Here is a 21503-nt window from a genome sequence, read left to right as displayed (position 1 = left end):
CTCAGCGCTCGAGTGCCAGGTCGATGAGCTCGTCGATCAGTGCCGGATAGCTGAATCCGGATGCCTGCCACACCTTCGGGAACATCGAGATGGGCGTGAACCCCGGCATGGTGTTCACCTCGTTGATCACCCAGCCTTCGTCGGTGAGGAAGAAGTCCACCCGCGCGAGTCCCGCGCAGTCGATGGCCTGGAACGCGCGCACGGCCAGCGACTGCATCTCCTTCAGCTGCTCGTCCGTGAGGTCGGCCGGGCATACGAGGTCGATGCCTGGAGCGTCCAGGTACTTGGCGTCGAAGTCGTAGAACCCGCGGCCCGAGACGACGATCTCTCCTGCGACGGATGCCCGTGGCCGAGCTCCTGCGCGACCGCCCAGCACCCCGATCTCCACCTCTCGACCCACCACGGCCGACTCGATGAGAGCCTTGTCGTCTTCGGCGAACGCCACGTCGAGCGCCGCACCCAGCCCTTCTGCCGACGTGATCTTCGTGACGCCCACGCTGGAACCCGCCCTGGCGGGCTTCACGAACAGGGGCGAGCCGAGCGCGCGCACCCGGTCGGCGACGACATCCTGCGACCGCTCCCATTCGTCGCGCGTCACCGTCACCCACGGAGCGACCGCGATGCCCTCGGCCTGCAGCACGACCTTCGTGAAGTGCTTGTCCATGCCCAGCGCGCTCCCGAGCACGCCGGATCCGACATACGGGATGCCGGTGAGCTCGAGCAGCCCCTGGATCGTGCCGTCCTCACCCCACAGGCCGTGCAGGATCGGCAGCACGACGTCCACCTCGCCCAGCGACGTCACGACGCCCTCGCGCTCCACGGTGAGCTCGCGCGAGAGCGTCGACTCCGGCCAGCGCACCCGGCTGCCGTCGTCGCGCACCTCGGGGAGGGCATCCGGATCGAGTCCGAACGCGGAAGGATCGTCGCGCTCGAGCACGAACGCGCCTTCGCGGGTGATGCCGACGGGGATGACGTCGTAGCGGTCGCGGTCAAGCGCCCCGAGAACTCCGCCCGCCGTAGCGCAGCTGATCGAATGCTCGCTCGAACGCCCGCCGAAAAGAAGCACGAGGACGCGCTTGTGAGTCATCCGTAGTCCTTTCACCCCGCGGGGTGTCGTCCGTGGTCAGGTGGGGCGCCAGATCCTTGGGTTCGAGCGTACCGGCAAGCACCTGACCGACCTGCTCGACGATGGGCATCTGCACGCCCTTGGCCGCCGCCAGCGCGAGGATCGGACCGACGGATGCCAGCCCTTCTGCTGTCTGGTTCATCTGCTTCACGACCTCGGCGAACGCGTATCCCTGGCCGAGCAGCCTTCCCGCCGTGTTGTTGCGCGACAGCGGCGACTGACATGTGGCGATCAGGTCGCCGAGACCGGCGAGGCCCGCGAGCGTCTCCCGCTCCGCGCCGTGGGCGACGGCGAAGTCCGTCATCTCCACGAGGCCGCGCGTGATGATCGACGCCTTCGTGTTCTCGCCGTATCCGACCCCGTCGACGATGCCGATGGCGACCGCGATGAGGTTCTTCAGCACTCCCCCGAACTCGGTGCCGATCACGTCGGTGTTCACGAACGAACGGAAATAGGGGTTGCGTGCCGCCAGCGCGACCTCGTGCGCCGTCTCCATGCTCGTGCTGGAGACCACAGCCGCCGTCGGCTGCTTCTTCGCGATCTCGAGCGCCAGGTTGGGGCCGGATGCCACGGCGATGCGCTCCGGATCGATAGCCAGCACGTCGGCGATCACCTCGCTCATGCGCAGGCCGGTGCCCTTCTCGACGCCCTTCATGAGGCTGACGACGGGGATGCCCTCCGGCAGCAGACCGTTCAGGGCGATGAGGTTCTCGCGCAGGGTCTGGCTGGGAACCGAGACGAACAGCTGGTCGGCGCCGGCGAGCGCCGCCTCGAGATCGGACGTGGCCGTGAGGTTCCTCGGCAGGTTGATACCGGGCAGGTACTGGCTGTTGCGCCTGGCCTCCCTGATCTCGCGGGCCGCCTCCGGCCGCCGGGCCCACAACGTCACATCGGATCCGCCGTCTGCGAGCACCTTCGCGAACGTGGTGCCCCAGCTGCCTGCGCCGAGCATCGTGACGCGCCTCGCCGGCGCCGGTCTAGCCCTCAAAGCGGCCCGTTTCGCTCTGCGCGTGAGCCGAAGGATCCCACCGCGTCTGCGGCGCCTTCTCGCCGCGCAGCTTCTCGAGCTCGTGTGTGATGGCCTGCATGATGGCATCCGTGGCGCCGGTCAGCACGGTCCTCGTCAGCGGCTTTCCCCGGTACTCGTCCAGATCGACGGGAGCGCCGATCGAGAACGTGATCGTCTTGCGCGGAAAGACACTGACCTTCTTCGAGTACCTGCCCATGATCTGCTGCGTGCCCCAGTGCGCGACAGGGATGACGGGGATGCCGTACTCGAGCGCGAGCCTGGCAGCGCCCGTCTTGCCGCGCATCGGCCACAGCTCGGGGTCCCTGGTGAGCGTGCCTTCCGGATACACGATGACGACGCTGCCGTCGTCGACGATGTGCTGGGCCTGCGCGATCGGCGCGCCGCGGCCGCCGTGACTGCGGCTGACGGGCACCTGGCCGGAGCGCTTGAGGAACCAGCCGACGACCGGCACCGAGAACAGGCTCTCCTTGGCGAGGAAGCGCGGCATCCTGCCGCGTCGCCAGATCATCGATCCAACGACGAGCGGGTCGATCTCGCTGTAGTGGTTCGGCGCGATGATGTATGCACCGGTCAGCGGCAGGTTCTCGCGACCGTGCACCTTGAACCGGGCGATCGAGCCGACAAGCGGAACCACGACCCCTGCCATCGCCCAGAAGACGCTCGGACGAGTGGTCTCTTTGCGCGTTCTGCGAGGCTTGGCGACCGCGTCCGTCACGTCGTCGCGGGACCGGGGTGCGGCATCCGGAACTTCGGGTGATTTCGGCACCCGCCCATTATCCGCCATGCCGTATGCCCGGACCGGAGCGACTCCGGCCCGTCGACTCGGCGGCGGCAGGCCAGGACCCGTGGCGTTCGGTACGGCTCAGTTCTCGAGCACGAAGTCGGCGCCGAGCTGCTCCAGCTTGCCGATGAAGTTCTCGTAGCCGCGGCTGATGATGCCCACGTTGCTGACCGTCGACTTGCCGTTGGCGGTCAGCGCGGCGATCAGGTGGCTGAAACCGCCGCGCAGGTCGGGAACCTCGATGTCGGCGCCGTGCAGCACGGTCGGCCCGGAGATGACCGCGGAGTGGTTGAAGTTGCGCTGACCGAAGCGGCACGGGTGCCCGCCGAGGCACTCCTTGTGGATCTCAATCGTCGCTCCCATGTCGACGAGCGCGTCCACGAAGCCGAACCGCTGCTCGTACACGGTCTCGTGCACGATGGAGACGCCCTTCGCCTTGGTCAGGGCGATCACGAGCGGCTGCTGCCAGTCCGTCATGAAGCCGGGGTGCACATCCGTCTCGATGATCACGGGCTTGAGGTCGCCGCCCGGGTGGTAGAAGCGGATGCCGTCGTCGTGGATGTCGAAGGCTCCGCCCACCTTGCGGAACACGTTGAGGAACGTGAGCATCTCGGCCTGACGGGCGCCGCCGACGAAGATGTCGCCCTCGGTGGCGAGAGCAGCTGCTGCCCAGCTGGCTGCCTCGTTGCGGTCGAACAGCGCCGTGTGGCTGTACCCGGTGAGGCGGTCGACGCCCTCGATGCGGATCACCCGGTCGGTGTCGACCGTGATGATGGAGCCCATCTTCTGCAGGATGTTGATGAGATCCATGATCTCCGGCTCGATGGCCGCACCGCGCAACTCCGTGATGCCGTCGGCCTTGGTCGCCGTGAGCAGCACCTGCTCCGTCGCCCCGACGCTCGGGTATGGCAGCTCGACCTTGGCGCCGTGCAGGCCGTTCGGCGCGGTCATGCGGATGCCGCTGGGCAGCTTCTCCACGACCGCACCGAACCGGCGCAGCACTTCGAGGTGGTAGTCGATGGGCCGGTCGCCGATGCGGCATCCGCCCAGGTCGGGGATGAACGCTTCGCCGAGCGCGTGCAGCAGCGGCCCGCAGAACAGGATCGGGATGCGGCTCGACCCGGCATGCGCGTCGATGTCGGCCATGTGGGCGCTCTCGACGCCGGTCGGGTCGAGGAGCAGCACTCCATCGTCGGGACCGTTCGTGACCTTCACGCCGTGGATCTCGAGCAGACCGCGAACGACCCGCACATCGCTGATGTCTGGCACGTCGCGCAGCTCGCTCGGACCGTCGGCGAGGAGGGCGGCCACCATCGCCTTCGTGACGAGGTTCTTCGCCCCCTTCAACTGGATGCGCCCTTGGAGGGGACGTCCACCGTTGATGGTGATCTTGTCTGCAGTCAGGCCCACTCGGGCACCCGCCGCCTGCGCATCCTGAAGAAGTGAGTTCACTAGATTTTCACCGGCAATGTCTTGGGCCGCCACGATTCGCGGCGTGCTTCGAATTCTGTGATCTGCGCCTCATCACGCAAGGTGAGGCCGATGTCATCCAGCCCCTCGAGCAATCGCCACCTAGTGTAATCGTCGATATCGAAATCAACGGTGAGGTCGGCGATCGTCGCTTTACGCTCAACCAGGTCGACGGAGATCTCTATTCCCGGGTTCGCGTCGATGGCGGCCCAGATCTTCTCCATGTCGTCCTCGGCGATCGTTCCGGTCAGCAGTCCCTGTTTGCCGGAGTTGCCTCGGAAGATGTCGCCGAAGCGCGGGCTGAGCACGGCCGTGAAGCCGAAGTCGCGAAGCGCCCACACCGCGTGCTCGCGCGAGGATCCCGTTCCGAAATCCGGGCCTGCGATGAGGATTCCGCCGTTCTTGTACGGCTCCTGGTTGATGACGAAGTCGGGGTCCTGCCGCCAGGCGTGGAACAGCGCATCGTCGAAGCCGGTCTTGGTGACCCGCTTGAGGAACACGGCGGGGATGATCTGGTCGGTGTCGACGTTGGACCGCTTCAGCGGAACAGCGGCACCGGTCAGGGTCGAGATCTTCTCCATCTCAAGCACCCACCTTCTCGTCGGCGCGGGCATCCTCGTCGGCATGGTCGAGGTCCCACGGGCTGGACAGCGTTCCACGGATGGCCGTCGCCGCGGCGACGACGGGCGACACCAGGTGGGTGCGTCCGCCCTTGCCCTGCCTGCCTTCGAAGTTGCGGTTGCTGGTGGATGCGCAACGCTCGCCCGGCGCGAGCTGGTCGGGGTTCATGCCCAGGCACATGGAGCATCCGGCGAAGCGCCACTCCGCCCCGAACTCCTCGACGATCTTGTCGATGCCCTCGGCTTCCGCCTCCAGTCGCACGCGCGCGGAGCCGGGCACGACCATGACGCGAACGCCGTCGGCCTTCTTCTTGCCCTTGATGATCGAGGCGAAGGCCCTCAGGTCTTCGATACGCGAGTTGGTGCAGGAGCCCATGAACACGGCATCCACGTGGACGTCTTTGAGCGGAGTGCCCGCCTCGAGGTCCATGTACTCCAGGGCGCGTTCCGCCGCCGCTCGCGCGTTGGGGTCGGCGAAGCTCTCCGGCGAGGGCACGACGTCGCTCAGCGACACGCCCTGGCCGGGGTTGGTTCCCCAGGTGACGAACGGCTCGAGCGCATCGGCGTCGATGAACACCTCGGCGTCGAACACCGCGTCGTCGTCGGTGGCCAGAGTCTTCCAGTACTCGACGGCCGCATCCCAGTCCTCGCCCTGCGGTGCGTGCGGGCGGCCCTTCAGGTAGGCGAACGTCGTCTCGTCCGGCGCGACCATCCCGGCGCGGGCGCCCGCCTCGATCGACATGTTGCAGATGGTCATGCGGCCTTCCATCGACAGCGACCGGATGGCGCTGCCGCGGTACTCCAGCACGTAGCCCTGTCCCCCGCCGGTGCCGATCTTCGCAATCACGGCCAGGATGATGTCCTTCGCCGTGACGCCGGGCCGCAGGGCGCCCTCCACCGTGATCGCCATCGTCTTGAACGGCTTCAGCGGCAGCGTCTGGGTGGCGAGCACGTGCTCCACCTCGCTCGTGCCGATGCCGAACGCCATGGCGCCGAACGCTCCGTGCGTCGACGTGTGCGAGTCGCCGCAGACGACCGTGATGCCGGGCATCGTCAGCCCCAGCTGAGGCCCGACGACGTGCACGATGCCCTGCTCGAGGTCGCCGAGCGAGTGCAGGCGGATGCCGAACTCCTGCGCGTTCTTGCGCAGGGTCTCGATCTGGGTGCGGCTCGTGAGGTCGGCGATCGGCTTGTCGATGCCGATCGTGGGCGTGTTGTGATCCTCCGTCGCGATCGTCAGATCGGGACGCCGCACCGGCCGGCCGGCCATGCGGAGTCCGTCGAACGCCTGCGGGCTCGTGACCTCGTGCACCAGGTGCAGGTCGATGTAGATGAGGTCCGGGCTGCCGTTCTCGCCCTTGACCACGAGGTGGTCGTCCCACACCTTCTCGGCCAGTGTGCGAGGACGCGCCTCGGCGGTCGCGCTCTCGGCGCGCACCGGATCGGATGCTGTGCTCATGCTGTCGATTCTCCTTGCGTTTCGACCGGACGCTGCGCCCGGGAATTCAGCCACGAAGGTCTCCGCGACGAGAGAGGCCTGAGGAACTAGGACTCGTCGCGGCGGCGAAGAAGAAGGGAGACGACCAGCACCGCATCAGGTTAGCATCCGGGAACGCGCGGTTCCTGCAGGGCACCCGCACGTACCGAGGGTCGAGCCTGTCGAAACCCGACACTTATGAGCCGGTTTCGACAGACTCAACCGACCGTAGGTGAGATTTCGACACGCTCAACCGACGGTGGGTCAGGCGGTGACGAGCTGGAGGCGGTAGCTGCCCAGCCGCACGGTGGCGCCCGCTGTCGCGGCCGTCGCCACGCCAGGCGCGAGCGGCGTTGCCGCACCCGCGGCATCCATGACGCTCACGCCGTTCGTCGAGTGCAGGTCGGTGATGCGAACTCCGTCCGCGGACGCTTCCAGCACGGCATGGGTCTTCGAGACGCTTCGTGCCGGATCGTCGACAGGCAGCAGGCCGGCGCTGGTCCAGGGCTCGAACCGCACCGGGTTGCGGCCGACGAGGAGGGCGCCGTCGATGGGCACGCGCGCGCCGGTGGGAAGCACGACGAGCCACGTCGGCGGCTGTTTGGCCTGCGACTCCTGCTGCGGTGCAGGGGGCGGGTTGAAGACCGGAAGCGCGGGGCCGGTGCGTGGCATCCGTTCCGTGCGGGTGTCGGTGTCATGCCTGGGCGGGACAAGGCCCGGCGGCGGCGTGATGAAACCCGACGAGTCCACGCGCGACACTATACCGGCGGCGAGCATCCACGCCCGGGGCCGGGGTCAGTCCGACGTCGCGGAGCGGCGCTTCACGAAGCGGTATGCCGCGATGCGTCGCCGCAGCCACCCTGCCGAGTTCGACACGGACTCCAGGCTCTGCTCGACGCGATGCCAGAGCTGCGAGCTGCGCTCCTCGGTCACGTCGGTTTCGTCGAAAACGGCAGCATCGGTGTCCGCGGCGAGCTCGGTGAGCGTGCCTGCCTGCATCGGGATGCCTTGCTCGACCGACTGCGCCTCGAGCGTCGCAGCCGTGACCCGTCGTGTCGCGACCTTCGGGAGGCTGTAGCCCAGCTCGCCGAACCCGTCGACGAGCTCGTCCCACGCGCCCGCGGCCCGCCGGTCGCCCGGCCCACGGGCACGACGAAGCCGACGCCGCCTCTTTCGAATCGCCACGATCGCCATCGGAAGGAACAGCGCGAGCGCGACGAGCACGAGGATGCCGCCGACGTAGTAGACCCAGACGGGCAGCACGAACGCATGGTGGTCCTTCGGCGCCTTGTTGTCCTTCGTCTTCACCGGCGTCAGCAGATCGTCGGCCTTCGGCGGCGTGTCAGGCGGCTGTCGGACCTGCGGCTGCGGCTGCAGCTTGGGCTTGACCGTCTGGTCCTTCGGGGCATCCGTCTTGGTCGGGGTCGGGAAGAACGGGATCCAGCCGACACCCTGGAACGCGACCTCATCCCACGCCGTGATGTCGTTGCCCGTGAACGTCACGGTGCCCTTGCCGGAGGTGTGCGCCTTGAAGCCCATGACGATGCGCACGGGGTAGCCGAGGTGCCTGGCCATCAGCGCGAACGCCGAAGTGTACTGCTCCTGATCGCCGACCATGGGCGTCTTCTGCAACAGGTCGTTCATGCGGTCGGCACCCTCGCCTGCCCGCGATGGAACGGGATCGGAGGCGCGGCCGTGGCTGAGGTATCCCAGCTTCTTCAGCGACCGCTCCAGGTTGCGGAGCTTCTGGATGGCGCTGGCCGAGCCGCCAGCGTATTGCTCGGCCTTGGTTGCGATCACGTCGGGCACGTCGGTGACGCTGGGCATGGCGACCTTCGCGACCGGCACGTTCTTCAGCGCCTTGTCGTTGGGGATCTTCTGCGCCGTGGCATCCACCGTGTAGGTCATGCCCCGCGAGACGCCGCTTGTGACCGCTGTGGTGCCGGTCGCCGTGTTCACGCGCACCGTGTCGCGCGGATCGCTGTCCCCTGGATGCGCGCCGAAGCGCAGCGCATCCATGTAGCCAAGGCTTGGCAGCCACACGTTGTCGTAGCCGAGCACGCTGAACTTCGACTCCGTCTTCGCGCCCGGCGTGAACAGCGACGGACTGGGAATCGTGCTGCCCAGGAGTTCGAAGCTTCCGGAACCGTCCGTCTGCTCGCCCGGTCCCGTCACGCTCCACACGATGCCGTTGTAGCTGTCCATCGTGGCGAGCCGGATGAGGCTTCCACTCGGCAGGTTCGTCGCGGAGAACAGCTTCGTCTTGCGCAGATCGTTGGTGTACTTGCGGAAGCCCGCGAGCGGTGCCGGGTAGTCCAGCGGGTTGAACGGCGGCTGCACCGCGTCGCGCACGACGAGGCGCGACGACGACGAAGGCGAGACGAGCGTGCCGAGCACGCCGCCGGCGACCACGGCGACGAGCACGATGACGGCCGAGCCGGCGATCGCGCGACGCGTGAGGCCCGGGTCGGGCGCGATGGATCGCTTCGACGAGCGGATGCGCCATCCCAGCCAGCCGAGCGCGATGGCGGCGAACGCCACACCGCGAATGCCCGCGAAGTAGGCGTCCCTGGTGCCGAGCAGAATGGCGGCCAGGAACAGGACCGTTGGACCGGCGACGAGGAGCGCGGCGCGCAGCGTGGCGCGTTGGCCGGTGGAGGGCATCCGCATGGCCAGCGACACGGCGGCCAGCGACACCACGAGAGTGGCCGCGAACGGCACGACCGCCAGGTAGGACGGCGCCTCCAGGGGAGCGCGCAGGGTCACGGCATCCGACCAGCCGAAGACGGCGCCCGTGGCGAGGTCGCCCAGCGACGTCAGGCCGGGGATGACGCCGACGATGCCTTCACCCGGCAGGGCGAACGCCGTACCGAACACGAAGTAGGCAGCAATGCCGATGAGCACGGTCGCGACCAGGGGCAGTCGCAGCAGCACGCCCGCCATCGCGACGGCAGTCCCGACGACGAGTCCCCCGATGCCTGCGACGAGGTAGCCGAGCTGTCCGAACGCCGGGCCGAACCCGAGCAGGGCGATGACCGTGAGGACGGCCACGACGACCACGTCGGCCCAGACGGATGCCGCGACCGCAGGCATCCGCGACAGTCGCGTCTTCGCGGGCCTCTCTCGCACCGACGGGGGCACCGATGGGGGCGCCGATGGAGCCGCCGCGGTCATCGGCCCGCCCTCTGCAGCAGGCCGGCGAGTTCCGGGAGTTTGGTGATGGTCGCCACCATCGCGTTGCCCACCTTGCGCAGCCCGGCGTCACCGTCCACGGCGGCGCGCACGATGATGACCGGTGTGTCTGACGGGTAGAGCGTGGAGAGCCCGTGCAGCTCCTTGTGGGTCACGTCGCTGCCCACGACCGCGATCATGAGGCTCGGCTCGGCGAGCCGGGCGCCGACGGTGCGGGCGAACTCCCGGAGGCTGGCGTATCGGCTGTCCACCTGCTGAATGCGGCAGGTGTCATCCAGAAGCGTCATCGGGGTGCGCTCGCGCAGTCGCGCGTTCTCCCAGAGCACGTCGACCTCCGACTCCTCCGAGATCACCTCGACCGCCACCGAGGCCAGCGCGGAGACGGCCAGCTCGAACTCGTCATCCGACGCGTAGAACCTGCTGTCGGCGCTCATCAGGAGCAGCAGCTGCGAGCGCCGTGTCTCCTGGTACTGCCGCACCATGAGCTGTCCCGTTCGCGCGGAGCTGCGCCAGTGCACGTTGCGGATGTCGTCGCCTGGCTCGTAGGAGCGCAAGGCGTGGAACGCGAGGTCGCTGTCGGTGATCGCCTTCGTGGTCTGGCCCTCGAGGTCTTTCACCAGGCCGCGTGCCGTTGCCGCGATGCGGGTGACCTTGGGATGCACGAACAGCTCGACCTGGTCCGTCCACCGCGTGGTGCGGCGCAGCAGCCCCAGCTGGTCGCCGCGCACGCTGATCGCCGGGCCTGCGACGATGAGCGCGCGACGCTCTGTGGGGATGGCGAACAGGCTCTCGTCGTCGGCACCCGGTGTGAGCCTGGGCACGACGAATTCGGCGAGGCCTTCTCCGACGGGCAGCTCCATGCGGGTGGGCAGCACGGAACGCGTGCCCGTGTTGACGATCTGCATGCGGCCCATCGCGCGATCGCCTGCCGTGACGCGTCGCGGGTTCAGCTCGATGTCCACCCGGTAGGTGGCGCGGCCGAACAGGCATGCGCAGGCGGCGAGCATCCCGCCGGCCAACGCGAATCCGATGAAGGCGAACTCGGCCCAGCCGAGCAGGAACGCGAGCAGCAGGGACACGATCGCGGCACAGCCGACGATCCAGCCGAGCGGCGTCACGGTCTTCGCCGCCGCGGCCAGCACCGACAGCGGCGTGTCGAGCGCACGCAGCACGGCACGCCAGAGCCGCAGGGAGCCGCCTGCGAGGGCGCGCAGAAGCTCTCGCAGCGCGAAGGATGCCTGCGAGCGCGGTTGCCGCTCGGCCGTCGTCATCTGAGCTCTGTCGTCCTCGTCGGTCAGGCCGCTCGGTACACGGGCGGGTTCACGGTGGCGATGGCCCGGTCGACGATGTCTTCGGCCTTGACGCCGGCGAACTCCGCCTCGGGGTCGACGATCACGCGGTGCGCGAGCACCGGCACGGCCAGCTCCCGCACGTCGTCCGGCGTCACATACGTACGACCGGCGGCGATGGCCCAGGTCTTGGCCGCGCGGGCGAGCGCAAGGGCACCGCGGATGCTGACGCCGAGCGCGGCATCCTTGTCGGTGCGCGTCGCGCTGACCAGCTCGCTGAGGTAGCCCATCACCGCGCCGTCGGTGTGCACATCGGCGGCCAGCTGCGACATGGTTGTGACCGAGTCCGAGGCGATGATCGCGGAGACGGATGCGGCACGCGCGCGGTTCGACGACTCCATGAGCAGGCGCACCGTCGTGTCGTGGTCCGGGTAGCCGAGCGACGTCTTGATGAGGAATCGGTCGAGCTGCGCCTCGGGGAGCGTGTACGTTCCGGCCTGCTCGATCGGGTTCTGGGTAGCGATCACCATGAACGGCGTCCCGACCGGATGACTCACGCCGTCGACCGTGACGATGCCCTCCTCCATCACTTCCAGCAGGGCGGACTGGGTCTTCGGCGACGCACGGTTGATCTCGTCGGCGAGCACGACGGAGGCGAAGATCGGACCCGAGTGGAACTCGAACCGCCCGGTCGACTGGTCGTAGATCGTGACGCCCGTCACATCCGACGGCAGGAGGTCGGGCGTGAACTGGATGCGCGACTGCGTGCCCTGGATGGTGTTGGCCAGCGCCTTCGCCAGCACGGTCTTGCCCGTGCCCGGCACATCCTCGAGCAGCACGTGGCCGCCGGAGAGCATGGCGCACACGACGAGCCTGATGGCCTGCTCCTTGCCCAGGATCGCCTTGTCGACGTTCGCGACCAGCTGCCCGAAGGCGCCCGCGAACCAGGTGGCCTGTTCCTGCGTTACTGCCATTTCTTTTCCTCGTTAAGTCGGTGCCTTGAATCAGGCGCTGTTCGGTCCCTCGATCAGTTGTTGAGGCCCGGCTGCCAGTTGTTCCCGCTGATGGCGTCCCAGTTGTTGGTACTCGCTGTTCCGCTCCATGGACCGCTGAACTGCACGGCGATCGTGTCCGAATTCCGGATGCCGAGATACGACGTGAAGCAGTAGTGACCGCTTCCACTCAGGCTCACGGTGCGCACGTTGTAGCCGGCCCAATCAGTTCGGCCGTTCAACAGACCAGACAATGTGTAGGAACCGCTCGGCAGATTGCTGAATGTTGCGCACAAGTACCTGTTGGCGCCGCCGCCCTGCGGCGCACCCTTTGCTACTGCCGCGGATGCCGGCGGGTCCGGCTTCTTCTGTATAGCTCCATTTGCCGAAGCCGATCCACCGGATTTTCCACTGTGATCATTTGTCGCGTAGACACTGAACGAATAGTTTCCTGCTCCCACTGACTTCGTAGTCGCCGACGTGCCGGACGTCGTCCCGGACCCACCGCCGCTGAAGGACCAGTGATATGTGACGGTGCCGCCGCCAGTGTCGGCGACCTTGTTCCAACTCAGCGTGAACGTATTCGGCGCGTAGCCGTTATCTTTCATGGTTGCCTTGGTGACGGCACTGGGGGTTCCGTACGGTGTCACCGCCGGGGACGACGAGTCTGACCATGCACCCCAGCCGTCGTCGTTCTGCGCGCGGGCCTGGAACGTGTATGACGTCCCGTTGGTCAGCCCTTTGACTGTGTTGGACCCTACCTGCGCGGACACAGGCGCTCCACCATTCGCCCGGATCTGGTACGCCGTCACCACTTTGCCGTTCGCTGTCGCGGCAGAAAGGGTCATCGTGGCTTGCGCATCGCTTGCGCTTACCTTGCTTGGAGGATCCATCTTCGATGGCACGTCATGAATCACGACCTGGTACTGGCCAATGGTGGCCTTTGTCCTGGCCGGGTCCTTGGTGGCGTCCTCCACCGTGTATTGAACGCTCACCGTACCGATAGTCGAGCCTGTGGGCACGCTGACGGTGATGGACGTATCGGTGAACGTCACGGTCGGCTGCGTCGGCCCGCTTACGATCTTCGCGTTCGTCACACGTAGCGGATGCCCTGGAAACGGATTCACCCAGGTGGAATCGCTGGCCGCTTCGGTCCACGTTGCGCTCTGACCACGCTGCTTCTCGACCTTGTACGGCGCATCCTTCTGCTGCGCGAGCGGCCGCGTCGAGCTCACGACCTTCACGTTGACGGAACCGTCGATCGAGGTCGTCGGCGAGTTCACCTTGAAGCGGATGGTGGCCGTGGTGCCCGGCTGCACGCCGAACGGCGCGGAGACCGACAGCGTCGATCCGCTCGGGGTCGCGACGATGCCGCCCGAGGCGCCGGAGAAGTCGGTGTACGTCAGCTTGTTCAGGATGTCGGGGTTGGGGTGGTAGCTCGACGCGCGCAGGTCGACCGTGGTCGGGCTCTCCCCCGCCTCGATCGTGACGTTGGGCGGTGTGAAGGTGGGCGGGACATCCGACTGGTCCGGGTTCCCCACGGTGATCGGGAGCACCAGCGAGGTGACGCGGTCATCCGATGCCCCTGGTTCCCGGCCGTCGTTCACTTTGAACGTGATCGACGCGGGCCCGCGGTAGTCCTTCTGCGCCGTGAACGTCAGCGTCTGGTCATCCACATACCCGGACGAGCTCGAGTGTGTCGCGGTCACTCCCCCACGGCCGGTGATCTTCGCCGGACGACCGGAGGGCACGTCGATGATCTCGGACAGCTTCCATGTCTTCGTGCCGTTCATCGACACGATCTGCTGCGGCACCTTGACTTTGGGCGGCGGAGTGCCGTCGGATGCCGGCGGCACCACGATGAACGCCTCTCCGGCCAGCCCTGTCGCCGGGTCGGTGAGCGTGTACGCGACCGCCATGCGCTCGTGCTGCGGCTTGACCTGCACGTTCCCGTCGGTGCCGACCGTGCCGTACTTGGCGTTCGGGCCCGTGAGCCCGACCTTGAGCTTGTTCACCAGGTCGGAGGGGTTCACCGCGCCCTCCAGCACGTTCACCTTGACCGAGCTCTTACCGGCCGCCTGGTCCGCCTGCACGACCTGGTCGATCGCGGTCGGGTAGACGGGCTTCGCGTCGTTGGTGACGATCACCTGCACGTACGCGCTGTCCTGGCCGCCCTGCCCGTTCGTGATGGTGTACCTCGCGACGTACACGCCCTCTTTGTCGGGCGCCTGCACGAGCACGATCTGGCCGTGGACGGATGCCGTGAGCGCGGAATCCACGTCGGCCAGCTTCTTCTGCACCGAGATGGTGTACCCGTTCGGGTCCGAGTCGTTCACGAGCACCGGAACGGATGCCGTTCTGCCCGGCTTGACCTCCACCGTGTCGTTCACGGCGACGGGGGGCTGCAGACTGCTCGAGCGCGGGACCACGCCGACCCGCACGGTCCCGGTCGCGCTCTTGCCGTACGTGTCGGTCACCTTGTACGTGAACGTGTCGGTTCCGCCGGAGCCGGGGTACGCCTCATACGTGAACGAGTCGGACTTCGTGCTCGCGATGCGGCCGAGGTTCGGCTGGCTCGCGATGCCGTCGAGCGTCACGGAGTCGCCATCCGGGTCGATGCCGTCCAGCGGCACCGTGACGGGGATGCTCGACCCGGCGAACGCGCGCACGGTGAGCGGCGACGGCTTGGGCGCCTGATCCTTGCCGTCCTTGCCCGTCACGACGAACGTCACGGTCGCGACTGCCGACTGCTGCCACTTGTCACTGATCGAGTACGACACGGAGTACTGCCCGGGCGTCGTCGGAGCCTGATACCGCACGGACTTGCCGCTGACGAAGGCCGTGGCGCCCGTGCCCTCGTTTGAGGTGTCCTTCAACTTGGGATCGAGGTTGAACGGCTCGTTGTCGGGCGAGTAGTCGTTCTCGAGCACGTTCACCGTCGTGACGTCGCCCACGCGCACGGTGGCGGCGTCGTCGACGGCCACGGGCGGCTGATGCACCACGATCGGCGGTATCGGCACTACCGTGATCGTCGACGTCGCCTCCTTGACGCCGTCGGAGACCACGTAGTTCAGCTGCACCTGCTGAGGCAGGACGGACGGTGAGGTGATCTTCACCACCTGGTTGTCGAGCAGCTCGACATTGAGGTCTGCCGACGCATCCGTCTTCTGCACAGTGCGTACGGCCAGCACCCGCCCTGAGGGAGAGGTGTCGTTGGCGAGCGGGTCGACCGTTGTCGTCTCGCCTGGCCTCACGTACGCATCGTCGGCGACCGCGATCGGCCCGGTGTCGCCGCCGCCGTCCGCCACATCCAGACGGATGAGCCCCGTCGTGGTCTTCGCCCCTGCGCCCAGCGTGTACTTCAGGTAGAACTCGCCGGCGGTCGTGGCCGTGACCGTGACGGTGCCCTTCTGAGGATCCGCGACCACGGTCGGCTCGGACGGGCCGGAGTCGTTGTTCGCGCCCACGAGCGTCAGCTCGTCGCCGGACGGCGCGAGGTCGTTCTCGAGCGGGTCGATGGTCACGCTCTGCCCGATCACGCCAGAGGCGAAGTCGGGAGTGGCCACCGGGTCGAGCGAGCCCTGCGGTTTCACCGTGACCATCAGGGATCCGGTCGCGCTCGCGTGGCCGTCCGTCACGCTGTACCGCACCTCTTTGACGCCGGTCTGGCCGTTCTTGCTCAGGAACGTGATCTTGCCGTCCGGCTGGAACTGCACCTGGTCGTCCGTCGTGGACTGCGCGGACGACAGCGAGATGTCGTCGCCGTCGGGGTCGATCCAGTCGTTCAGCACGTCGTACGTGACGGACTGGCCGACCTCGACCGAGGCGTCGCTCTCGCGCTTCGACACCGGGGCGGAGTTCTGGGTCGCGGGATGCACGGTGGCGTTGACCTGCGCGGTCGCCGTTCCGCCTCGTCCGTCGTCGATCGTGTATCGGAACGACACGCTGCCGGTGACGTCGTCGGGCACCGTCAGCTGTACGGCGCGGCCGCCCTGGATGACGTCGAGGTGGCCCTCGGCAGAGGGGACGGGCGTGACCTGGGTGACGGTGAGCACGTCGCCGTCTTGATCGGTGTCGTTGTCGAGCACGGGCAGCACCGTCGAGCGGCCGGCCCGTACGCCGAAGTTGTCGTCCACCGCGGTCGGCGGATGGTTCAGCGAGGTGCGATGCGCGAGCGTGTCCTGGAACGACTGCAACACGGGCTTCTCCTGGCCGGTGTCGCCGTTCACCTGCGAGTCGTTGGGCTTCAGCGTCGCCCAGTTCTGCACCAGCCGCATGTGGCTTGAGACGACCCACGCGTCGCCGTTGCGCAGATTGTTCAGCGCGATGACGTTGCCGTTCACCCGGAAGCGCAGGTCGTCGCCACTCACCTGCTGTGCGATGTCGACACCCACGGATGCCTTGCCGTCGCACGCGTAGAGGTACCGGTCGGCGCCCGCCCACGCGCCGTACGAGCATCCGTTCAGCCAGACGGGCGCCGAGACCTGGTCAGGCTTCGTCACGTCGTGCTTGATGCCTGCTCCGACGATCGACACGTGCCCGCCGTCCAGAGGCGCCTTCATCAGAGCGCTGCCCGTTGCGAGCAAAGCGTACGAATTCGCCGCGCCCGGCTGCTGCAGCTGCACCGCCTTCGACGGCAGGTTCACGGTCTTGTCCGTGCCGATCAGCAGGCGATTGAGCTTGGTGTCGAGCACGACCGGCTGGTCGCCGACCGCTGACAGCTGAAACGAGTTCGAGACCGAGAGGCCCGACGACGTGCCCTGGGATCCTGGATGCTCGAACCGCACGAGGGAATGCTTCGTCGGCGAGACGCTGTATGCGGCACCGGAGCTGGCGACGACGGTCTGCGTTCCCGGTCCGAGCTTCGCGGACGGCTTCGTCTTGGAGGCGTCGAACGAGAGTCGCGACGATGCGTCGAGCACCCACACCTTGCCGTCCGGTGCGGTGATCGCGAGTGTGCTCGCCGCGTACGACACCTTCGAGCCTGCCGGCATGCTCACCCGGTCGACGAGCGACACGAACGCCGGATCGATGCGTTCGAGCGTTCCGTTCTTGGAATCGGTGAGGAAGTAGGCGGAGCCGTTCTGCAGCACGTCCAGGTCGCTGGAGGCGCCCGTGACCGCGGCATCCAGTTCGTCGATCTGGTGGTTGAGGCGCCCGCCCATGAGCTTCTCGCCGTTCGTCACCCACACGTCGCGCGCGTCGAGATTGACGTCGTCGGTCGGGAATCCCTTGTGCAGAACGGCGAACGTCAGCGGAACGGATGCGACGAGCGCGATGGCGATGGCGGAGGCGATGGCCTTATGGGAGCGGATCCATGCGGCAAGGGGCCTGAGCACGATGACGTCGTTCTCCCGGTTCCATCCTTGCGTTCACGAAAGCAGAGGTGTCGAGGCGCCCTCAAACCCGTTCACGCTAGCACACGGGATTAACGCGAAGGAAACCGGTTGCACGTGCTGCATAGAACGGTCGGTCCTCCCCGACCGAGAGACGTCGGCCGAGGAGCGGCATACCCGACGGCGCCGCTATTCCGCGTCGTGGTCGCGGTCGAGAAGAGCCAGATCCTCCTGGCCGACGAGGTGCGTCGCCACGGCGTACTCGACGAGCCGGGCGCGCCTGCTCGTGGCGAGCTTGCCCGCACCGCCGCGCAGCCCCGCCACACCAAGCTTGTCGAGCTTGTCGCACACGTTGTCGAGCTTGCGGTTGAACGTGGTGATCGACCAGCGGAGCCGTGCGGCGGCATCCGCCGACGTGGGCACGGTGCCGCGACCGGGAACCTGCTGGCGAAGCACGCCCTCGGCGAGCGCGACGATGAGCTGACGCTGGCTGGTCGTGAGCGTGACGGGCAGGATCGTCGTCGATCCGCCGGTCTCCTGCAGGATGCGCGACGTCGAGTAGAGATCTTCGGCGTTCTGGATGGTGAAGTCGTACGTCGTCGGACCGGCGCTGAACATCACATGCATGGTCTCGAACACGATCGGAAGACGCGCGCCGGGCGCCAGCCACGCCTGGACTCCCCCCGTGCCGTCGGTCACGGTTGCGGTGAGCAGCGTTCCGACGTTGGCGAGCCACCACATGCCGTGTTCGTCGAACACGCGCAGGAACCGACGGTGCAGATACGGGTTGTCGTCGAGCGTGAGGTCGGACTCGCGACCGATCGAGAAGTCGCCGGGGCTGTCCACCCGGTACTCCTCACCGCAGAACTCGATGGTCACGGACTTCACGGGGAGCATGCCTTCAACGGATTGGGCGAGGTGCGGCCGTCCCGCACGATGGCGACGTCGATGCACACGCTCGAGCCGGGCGCGAGGCCCGTCACCGTCGCCTGCGGCTTCGACGTGGAGGTGGGACCGTGCGTCGTGCCCTCCTGCTGCCAGCGGTACGAGTCGTCGGCCTTCGGCTTCGGGTTCTTCCAGGTGAACGTCACGCTCGTGCCGTCGGCGCTGCGCACGGCGGCAGGCGAAACCGGATCCGGCACGGACGAGACGGCGATCTGGCCGTCGTCGCCTCCCGGCGCATCAGACGGCTGAGCGGATGGCGAGCCGTGCGGCAGGAGGAGCGCGGCAACCGTGATGCCTCCGCCGACCACCATGAGGCAGGCGAGAACGAGCGCGACGACGAGCGGGGGGCGCCTGCGCTGGGAACCCGCTTCACGTTCGGCTTCCTCGTGCGCTGCCGGCGAGAGCGGCTCCGCGTGCGGCGACGCCTCTGCTTGCGCTGAAGGCTGCGCGGGTGCACGTCGGATGACGGTGTTGTCCGCCCCGCGCAGCACGGTGCTGCCGTGCACTGCGGATGCCTGCGGCCGCACCCTCTGCACGTCGCGCAGCCTCGTGGCATCCGCGTCCGGTGCCGCGTTCTGCTGCTGCGCGGACATCGACGGCCTCTGCCTGTCTGGGGCAGGCGCGGGCGGGGCGACAGCGGGCGGGGCGACAGCGGGCGCCGGACGGGGCGCCGGCGGCTGGGCCACGACGGTCGCAACCTGGCGCACGCGCGTCTCGTCCGCGGCGTCGGTGCCGTCGGCGGACTGCGTACGGGAGGAGGCGACGGAGAGGTTCGGCACCTCGATGCCGGTCGGCGCGTACCCGAGCTCCAGCTCGACGCGTTGCAGCGCCCTGGCGAAATCGACGGCCGACGCGAAGCGGTCCTCGCGACGCGACGCCATGCCCTTGGCGAGCACCGCGACCAGCGTGCGCGGGGCATCCGGCCGGTTCAGCGGGGTGATGGCGCCTCGTTCGATGCGGCCGATGAGGTCGAGTGTGCCGTTGGAGCGGCCGGGGATCTCGAACGGCGTGTGCCCGGCCAGCAGTGTGTAGATGGTCGCCGCGAGGGAGAAGACGTCGCTGCGCACGTCGGGCTTCGGGTCGTCCTCGAACATCTCGGGCGGTGACCACGGCACCGACAGTCCGACGGACTGCCTCGTGGTGGTGTCGGCGCCGGCCTGCGGCAGCCGCGACAGCGTCGTGGTCGTGTGCATCGGGAGCTCGTCCTCGAGCGTGGATGAGATGCCGAAGTCGGTGAGTGCCGGCCATCCGAAGTCGTTCGTCAGCACGTTCGCGGGCTTGATGTCTCGGTGCAGGATGCCGGCAGCATGCGCCGTGGCGACGGCACTCGCGACCCGCACGCCGATGCGCAGCGCGTCTTCCACCTCGAACCGCTCGCGCTTGTAGCGTTCGGCCAGCGACGGACCCGAGCAGTACTCCATGACGAAGTACGGACGGTCATCCGCAGACACGTCGGCGTGATAGATGGTCACGATGTACGGATGCGCCGACAGCTGCGCCATCACGTTCGCCTCGGCCACGAAATGCGTTCTGGACTGCTGATCGAGCTCGTCGGTGAGCAGCACCTTCACGGCGACCTTGCGCCGCGGCAGCTTCTGCTCGTAGAGGAAGACGTCGGAGAACCCGCCGGAGCCCAGCAGGCGCTCGTAACTGTAGCCCGGCAGGTCGGGCGCTTCGGATGCGACCCGCCTGGTCATGCCTGCACGACGTCCAACGTGACCCCGCTGCCGAGGTCGATCACGGTGCCCGCGATGACGGACGTGGGCTCTCCCGCCCGCAGCTTCTGCGGCGCCTTGCCCGGCAGTGCGATCAGCGTGCCGTTCCGGGAGTGCAGGTCGGTCACGACGACCGTCCCGCCCTCCACCGTGAGCTGCACGTGGTTGCGCGAGATGTCGTGCTCGACGCTGTCGACCGTCACGAGCCGCGGAACCCGGCCGCCGCCCATCTTGCTGACGCTCGGCGCTCGTCCCACCACGACCATGCCGTCGATGGGCTCGGTGTGCCCGTCGGGCAGCTTCAGGGTGAAGCCGCGGTCCTCCTGCTTTCCGAACGAGGAGGATGCCGCGATCGACCCCGCGCCCGGCTCCCGTTCCCCGTTCGCCGCCTGCTGGTCGCCCGCCGTCTCGCGCAGGGCCCGCAGGTCGCCGCTCAGCACGGTGAGCCCGTCGTGATCGCCAAGCTGCTGCGACGCCGGTGCGCCAGGCGGTGCGGGAGCGAACGCGGGTGCGGAGGCGACAGGCGGCACCGGCGACTCCGGTGTGGCCGACGCAGCCGACGCAGCAGGCCGCGCGGGCGCAGCGGATGGTGTCGCCGGTCCGTTCGACGCCGACGACTGGTCGCCCGTGTCGTCCGCCTGCGGGCGTGCCGCGGCATCCTCGACGCTGCGCATCATCGTCGCGCCGAACAGGTGGTCGTACGCCGTGGTCTCGTGGGGCACGTCGCCGACGGCGGGCGCGACCGGGCTCGCCACGTCATATCCGGCGAGCGCATCCGGCGGCTCGGGCGCATCCTCTCCCGCCACCGTCTCTTCGAGATCGGCGATGGTGCGATCCAGGTCGTCGACCGGATGCGGCGCGGCAGCTTGCGACCCACCGGATGCCTGCTGAGACGCGAGAGCAGCAGCATCGGTCGCACTGCCGGCGGACCCATCCTTCGCGTCCGCGAGCGAGCCGGCCTTCTCGGCGGGGACCCACTGCGTGCTGCGGATGTCGTCGGGTGCGGCAGCCGGCCCACCTGCGGCCGGCCGGAACGAGATGGCGCTCACCCACACGGCGCCCACTGCTATCGGCAGTGCCGGAGCGGCAACGGGCTCTGCCGGCACGCACTCGACGCGGAACCCGCGCACGCCGCTGACCGGCCGTTCCACCCACGTGGAGACTCCGCTGGCGGTGATGTCCTCGGTACCGGTCTCGGTCTCCATCGCCACGCCCGCCTCGCCGCGCACGATGAACCGTCCGTCGACGGCGTCGCCCTCACCGGTCCACTCGGCCAGCACGAAGCGCGGAGTCGCCGCGAGTCCATTTCTGGTGAGCTCGTCGAGAACGCGGCGCATGCCGTCGTCGTCGGAAAGCGCAGCCCAGAGCCGCGCGATGGAGTCGGCATCCGGGTCGGGAAGATGCACCACCGCGAGTCGTCCGGGAATCACGGCGGCGAGCCAGCCCCCTGGGGCCGTGAGTTCGGCTGTGAGCACGTTGGTCATCCTTCGATCGTCGTTGTCGGCCGAGGTCGGCGCTGCGAGGTCGGCA

General features: G+C 68.0%; 14 protein-coding genes. All 14 read right to left on the bottom strand.

The window, feature by feature from the left end; genetic code table 11:
• Position 1: 1 nt before the first annotated feature.
• The 14 genes from VHB92_RS09520 to VHB92_RS09455 all read right to left on the bottom strand — a co-directional run bounded on the left by VHB92_RS09520 (position 2) and on the right by VHB92_RS09455 (position 21448).
• Positions 2-1087, bottom strand: a complete 1086-nt coding sequence (locus VHB92_RS09520) for a D-alanine--D-alanine ligase family protein (protein WP_325453508.1) — start codon at positions 1085-1087, stop codon at positions 2-4.
• On the bottom strand, positions 990-2078 hold the full coding sequence (locus VHB92_RS09515) for an NAD(P)H-dependent glycerol-3-phosphate dehydrogenase (protein WP_325453507.1): 1089 nt from the start codon (positions 2076-2078) through the stop codon (positions 990-992). Before VHB92_RS09515 ends, VHB92_RS09520 begins: the two co-directional genes overlap by 98 nt.
• Positions 2079-2103: 25 nt before the next feature.
• Positions 2104-2922, bottom strand: a complete 819-nt coding sequence (locus VHB92_RS09510) for a lysophospholipid acyltransferase family protein (protein ID WP_325453506.1) — start codon at positions 2920-2922, stop codon at positions 2104-2106.
• A gap of 96 nt (positions 2923-3018) precedes the next feature.
• Positions 3019-4389 carry a UDP-N-acetylglucosamine 1-carboxyvinyltransferase gene (murA, locus tag VHB92_RS09505; protein ID WP_325453505.1) on the bottom strand — a complete coding sequence of 457 codons (1371 nt, stop codon included), beginning with the start codon at positions 4387-4389 and terminating at the stop codon, positions 3019-3021.
• Positions 4389-4988: a 3-isopropylmalate dehydratase small subunit gene (gene leuD / locus VHB92_RS09500; protein ID WP_325453627.1), complete on the bottom strand. Its 600-nt coding sequence runs from the start codon at positions 4986-4988 to the stop codon at positions 4389-4391. The genes murA and leuD overlap by 1 nt, the downstream gene beginning before the upstream one ends.
• Before the next feature lies 1 nt (position 4989).
• Positions 4990-6486, bottom strand: coding sequence for a 3-isopropylmalate dehydratase large subunit (gene leuC / locus VHB92_RS09495; protein WP_325453504.1), 1497 nt, complete (start codon positions 6484-6486; stop codon positions 4990-4992).
• 282 nt (positions 6487-6768) lie between these two features.
• Positions 6769-7254, bottom strand: coding sequence for an FHA domain-containing protein (locus tag VHB92_RS09490; protein WP_325453503.1), 486 nt, complete (start codon positions 7252-7254; stop codon positions 6769-6771).
• 45 nt (positions 7255-7299) lie between these two features.
• Positions 7300-9597 carry a transglutaminaseTgpA domain-containing protein gene (locus VHB92_RS09485; RefSeq protein ID WP_325453502.1) on the bottom strand — a complete coding sequence of 766 codons (2298 nt, stop codon included), beginning with the start codon at positions 9595-9597 and terminating at the stop codon, positions 7300-7302.
• A gap of 77 nt (positions 9598-9674) precedes the next feature.
• Positions 9675-10967 carry a DUF58 domain-containing protein gene (locus VHB92_RS09480; protein WP_325453501.1) on the bottom strand — a complete coding sequence of 431 codons (1293 nt, stop codon included), beginning with the start codon at positions 10965-10967 and terminating at the stop codon, positions 9675-9677.
• A gap of 23 nt (positions 10968-10990) precedes the next feature.
• Positions 10991-11959: a MoxR family ATPase gene (locus VHB92_RS09475; protein WP_325453500.1), complete on the bottom strand. Its 969-nt coding sequence runs from the start codon at positions 11957-11959 to the stop codon at positions 10991-10993.
• Between the two features lie 53 nt (positions 11960-12012).
• Complete coding sequence (locus tag VHB92_RS09470) at positions 12013-17316, bottom strand: Ig-like domain-containing protein (protein ID WP_325453499.1); 5304 nt, start codon at positions 17314-17316, stop codon at positions 12013-12015.
• 186 nt (positions 17317-17502) lie between these two features.
• The gene (locus VHB92_RS09465) at positions 17503-18210 is read right to left on the bottom strand and encodes a hypothetical protein (RefSeq protein WP_414653090.1); all 708 of its coding nucleotides are present in this window, start codon (positions 18208-18210) and stop codon (positions 17503-17505) included.
• Entirely contained in the window at positions 18198-19955 is a 1758-nt protein-coding gene (locus tag VHB92_RS09460; RefSeq protein ID WP_325453497.1) for a protein kinase domain-containing protein, read from the bottom strand. The genes VHB92_RS09465 and VHB92_RS09460 overlap by 13 nt, the downstream gene beginning before the upstream one ends.
• Positions 19952-21448 (bottom strand): FHA domain-containing protein, encoded by a 1497-nt coding sequence (locus VHB92_RS09455; RefSeq protein WP_325453496.1) that lies wholly within the window; start codon positions 21446-21448, stop codon positions 19952-19954. The genes VHB92_RS09460 and VHB92_RS09455 overlap by 4 nt, the downstream gene beginning before the upstream one ends.
• Between the last annotated feature and the right edge of the window lie 55 nt (positions 21449-21503).

Source organism: Humibacter sp. (genome assembly GCF_035547335.1).
GTDB lineage: Bacteria > Actinomycetota > Actinomycetes > Actinomycetales > Microbacteriaceae > Humibacter.
This window is presented reverse-complemented; position numbering and strand designations above follow the sequence as displayed.

Excerpts from the sequence above, each read along its gene's own strand:
- VHB92_RS09520 (WP_325453508.1), bottom strand. The coding sequence starts at position 1,087 with ATGACTCACAAGCGCGTCCTCGTGCTTCTTTTCGGCGGGCGTTCGAGC.
- VHB92_RS09515 (WP_325453507.1), bottom strand. The coding sequence starts at position 2,078 with ATGCTCGGCGCAGGCAGCTGGGGCACCACGTTCGCGAAGGTGCTCGCA.
- leuD (WP_325453627.1), bottom strand. The coding sequence starts at position 4,988 with ATGGAGAAGATCTCGACCCTGACCGGTGCCGCTGTTCCGCTGAAGCGG.
- leuC (WP_325453504.1), bottom strand. The coding sequence starts at position 6,486 with ATGAGCACAGCATCCGATCCGGTGCGCGCCGAGAGCGCGACCGCCGAG.
- VHB92_RS09485 (WP_325453502.1), bottom strand. The coding sequence starts at position 9,597 with ATGCCTGCGGTCGCGGCATCCGTCTGGGCCGACGTGGTCGTCGTGGCC.
- VHB92_RS09480 (WP_325453501.1), bottom strand. The coding sequence starts at position 10,967 with ATGACGACGGCCGAGCGGCAACCGCGCTCGCAGGCATCCTTCGCGCTG.
- VHB92_RS09475 (WP_325453500.1), bottom strand. The coding sequence starts at position 11,959 with ATGGCAGTAACGCAGGAACAGGCCACCTGGTTCGCGGGCGCCTTCGGG.
- VHB92_RS09465 (WP_414653090.1), bottom strand. The coding sequence starts at position 18,210 with ATGCTCCCCGTGAAGTCCGTGACCATCGAGTTCTGCGGTGAGGAGTAC.
- VHB92_RS09460 (WP_325453497.1), bottom strand. The coding sequence starts at position 19,955 with ATGACCAGGCGGGTCGCATCCGAAGCGCCCGACCTGCCGGGCTACAGT.